The sequence below is a fragment of the Vibrio sp. V42_P2S4T144 genome (genome assembly GCF_009904715.1).
In the GTDB taxonomy this organism is placed as follows: domain Bacteria; phylum Pseudomonadota; class Gammaproteobacteria; order Enterobacterales; family Vibrionaceae; genus Vibrio; species Vibrio alginolyticus.
Genome location: NZ_WXWS01000411.1, coordinates 1 through 2,863, shown reverse-complemented (window position 1 = coordinate 2,863; position 2,863 = coordinate 1). Strand labels below are relative to the sequence as shown.

Genomic DNA, 2,863 nt, shown 5'->3' with positions numbered 1-2,863 from the left:
AAATTACCTTATGAGCGAAGAATAGTAAGGTATTAAAATTCAAAGGCATCTTTTATGTGTGACAGGACAAGCAAAAACGAAAACCGTATTCTAACCATTTCAGCCCTTTTGGCATCTGGGTTCGCTGCTGGTGGTATGGTACTTGGCTTGCTTGTAGGATCAATTGTCATCGTGTTTGACGGTGTTTACTCTTTGGTCAGCTTACTGTTAACTTTATTGTCACTGGCCGCTTCTTACTATATTAACAAGCCTTCAAAATCTGTATTCCCATTTGGAAAAGCGGTCTTAGAACCAATCGTTATTGCGATAAAAGCAGCCGTCATTTTAGTGGTTGTAAGCTTCTCTCTCTACTCTGCGATATCAGCATTGATGTCTGGAGGTCGCGAGGTCGATGCTTCTATTGCGACCTTATTCGGCATCGTGAATGTTATCGGTTGTGGTTACGCTTGGTGGTTTATGGCGAAACGCAGCCGCCGCTTCTCATCAGGCTTGATTGAAGCGGAGAAAAAACAGTGGCAAATGGATACTTTGTTGAGTGTGGCGGTGACCGTAGGATTTATCTCGGCTTGGGCTGTTTCACTAACGCCATTCTCTGAGTATGCGGTATATGCCGACCCCATGATGATGGTTTTAATGGGCTTTTACTTCCTCAAAGTACCGTTCGATATGCTAGTAGGTGCCTTACGTGAACTACTAATGATGGCACCAAGCAAAGAGCTGTGTCAGAGCGTTGGCAAAGATGTTCTTGAGATTGAAAAAGTAACTGAGCATCAATTGAAACTGGCTGGCGTAACGAAGGTGGGCCAAGAGCTACGAGTAAATGTGGACGTACATATTGATGACGACACATTGGAGCTTGATACACTAGAGCACACTCGTAAGCAGCTTATCAAGCGACTGTCGAAGCACAGATTCAAGCTTCAACTACACTTGAACGTCGCTTATTAGAGTGCCACCAAAGAGCCGTTAAAACTCAATAAAAAGCTCCCAATCTCGGGAGCTTTTTTAATTTTTTCGATTTAGTTTCTTCGTATTCGAATACAGCTCGCAAGGGAGATCTGTTCGTTGCTCACTTAAATTCTCTGATCTCGTTGGTAACTTACCCAGCCGCTTCGCGCTTCTCTTTGGTGACTAACCAACACATCAGCGAGCCCACCGTTACCATCACAACGCCCTGCCAAAAGCTATGGCTCAGAGTTACGCCAAGAATAATGGAAGAAAATAAAGCGGAAAAAATGGGTGTGAAGTAAGACAAGGTGGCGAGAAAAACCATATTGCCGCCAACGATCGCGATATTCCATAAACCATAACCACCAGCCATTAAAGCCGCAGAGGCCACTAAGTACCCCATCGCTTCCCAACTGAATGTCATTGGTGGCTCATCCGTAAACGCGTATTTGACCCAAAGCGAAACAGCTGTTGCAATAAAAAACAGGGTAATCGCATTATGTTTAGATTGCTGCCTTTGGGTTAAGTTGCAATAAAAAGCCCATATAACCGCGCCAGCGAAAGCCATAAAATACACCAGAGGGTTACTACTAACATTGGACATGATCTGAGTTATGGATAAGCCATTCTCACCGCTCACAGTCCAAGCAACCCCAACAAACGCCAGCGTAACTGCGGGATAAAGCAACCAGTTTGTTTTTTTATTGCTGCCAAGGACCGCAAATAAAACCGTCAGTGCGGGCCAAAGGTAATTGACAATCGACACCTCAATTGCCTGCGCGCGCGAGTTGGAATATCCCAAAGATAGAGCGAGAAATATTTCATAACAAACGAACATCGCACCACCAAGCACAAGATACTTGGGAGAAAAGTAAGACAACTTTGGAATACCGACCACGATAAGAAGGAAAACAGAGCTAAGAGAGTACAACATGGCTGCCCCGCCTACAGGACCTAAACTCTCCGTAACCAACCTCGCGATGCCAAGCAGACAACTCCAAGAGAGAATCGCGATACAACCATAAAGTGTGAAACGAAATTGCACTGATTTCATGTGACCTACCACTCACGAATGCCAAAGGAAACGTCAGCTTAACTCAAAAATGATCAGGTTCAACGTACTGTTTTATAAAAATCAGTATAAAAATCATTCTATTAAGCCGTTGGAGTCGATATGAAACATTTTCTGCCCTCTAGTGTTATGCTTACACCCTTTGTTGTGCGCTACTATGATGAAGATGACAACGAGAGTGAAAACGTTAAAACACATTCGGAAACGCATGGTCTAGATAGCGAAGAGCAATCTAAGGAACGTTCAGAGTAAAGGAATCCAAACATGAAAAAAGTCGCAGTCATTTTAAGTGGTTCAGGCGTTTACGACGGTTCTGAGATCCACGAAGCAGTGTTGGCGCTCTACGCCATCGAGAAGGCAGGTGCAACTTGGCACTGCTTTGCACCTAACATTGACCAACTCCACGTCATCAATCACCTAACTGGTGACGAAATGGATGAAACACGTAACGTATTGATCGAATCAGCTCGTATTGCACGCGGAAATATTGACGATGTCGCCAAACTTAACGTCGATGAATACGATGCCCTACTGCTTCCAGGTGGGTTTGGTGCCGCGAAAAACTTAACCGACTTCGCTGTTTCGGGTGCGGAGTGCTCCATTAACACACACGTAGCTCAAGCTTGTCGCGCGTTTGCTAATGCGAAAAAACCAGCTGGCTATCTGTGTATTTCTCCTGTCATTATTCCGATGATTTATGAGCAAGGCGTGAAAGGAACGGTAGGCAACGATGAGGCAGTCTCAATAGCATTTAATCAAATGGGCGGTGAACACACCACGTGCCCTGTCGAAGACATCGTTTTTGATGAAAAACACCTCGTACTTTCAACCCCTGCTTACATG

Annotated in this window: 4 protein-coding genes; 3 read left to right on the top strand and 1 reads right to left on the bottom strand. The window is 44.6% G+C overall.

Annotation, left to right across the window (positions count from 1 at the left end; all coding sequences use genetic code 11):
• Window positions 1-54: 54 nt before the first annotated feature.
• The gene (locus tag CAG68_RS13840) at window positions 55-948 is read left to right on the top strand and encodes a cation diffusion facilitator family transporter (RefSeq protein ID WP_053303754.1); all 894 of its coding nucleotides are present in this window, start codon (window positions 55-57) and stop codon (window positions 946-948) included.
• Between the two features lie 151 nt (window positions 949-1,099).
• On the opposite strand, the gene yddG is transcribed toward CAG68_RS13840, so the two are convergent.
• The gene (gene yddG, locus CAG68_RS13835; RefSeq protein WP_042521459.1) at window positions 1,100-2,002 is read right to left on the bottom strand and encodes an aromatic amino acid DMT transporter YddG; all 903 of its coding nucleotides are present in this window, start codon (window positions 2,000-2,002) and stop codon (window positions 1,100-1,102) included.
• Between the two features lie 120 nt (window positions 2,003-2,122).
• Here yddG and CAG68_RS22190 point away from each other — a divergent pair, with 120 nt between their 5' ends.
• Both CAG68_RS22190 and elbB read left to right on the top strand, forming a co-directional pair.
• Window positions 2,123-2,272 (top strand): hypothetical protein, encoded by a 150-nt coding sequence (locus CAG68_RS22190; protein ID WP_017634379.1) that lies wholly within the window; start codon window positions 2,123-2,125, stop codon window positions 2,270-2,272.
• A 12-nt stretch (window positions 2,273-2,284) separates the two neighbouring features.
• A partial coding sequence (gene elbB, locus CAG68_RS13830; RefSeq protein WP_161441286.1) for an isoprenoid biosynthesis glyoxalase ElbB occupies window positions 2,285-2,863 on the top strand: 579 nt, incomplete at its 3' end.

Excerpts from the sequence above, each read along its gene's own strand:
- CAG68_RS13840 (WP_053303754.1), top strand. The coding sequence starts at position 55 with ATGTGTGACAGGACAAGCAAAAACGAAAACCGTATTCTAACCATTTCA.
- yddG (WP_042521459.1), bottom strand. The coding sequence starts at position 2,002 with ATGAAATCAGTGCAATTTCGTTTCACACTTTATGGTTGTATCGCGATT.
- CAG68_RS22190 (WP_017634379.1), top strand. The coding sequence starts at position 2,123 with ATGAAACATTTTCTGCCCTCTAGTGTTATGCTTACACCCTTTGTTGTG.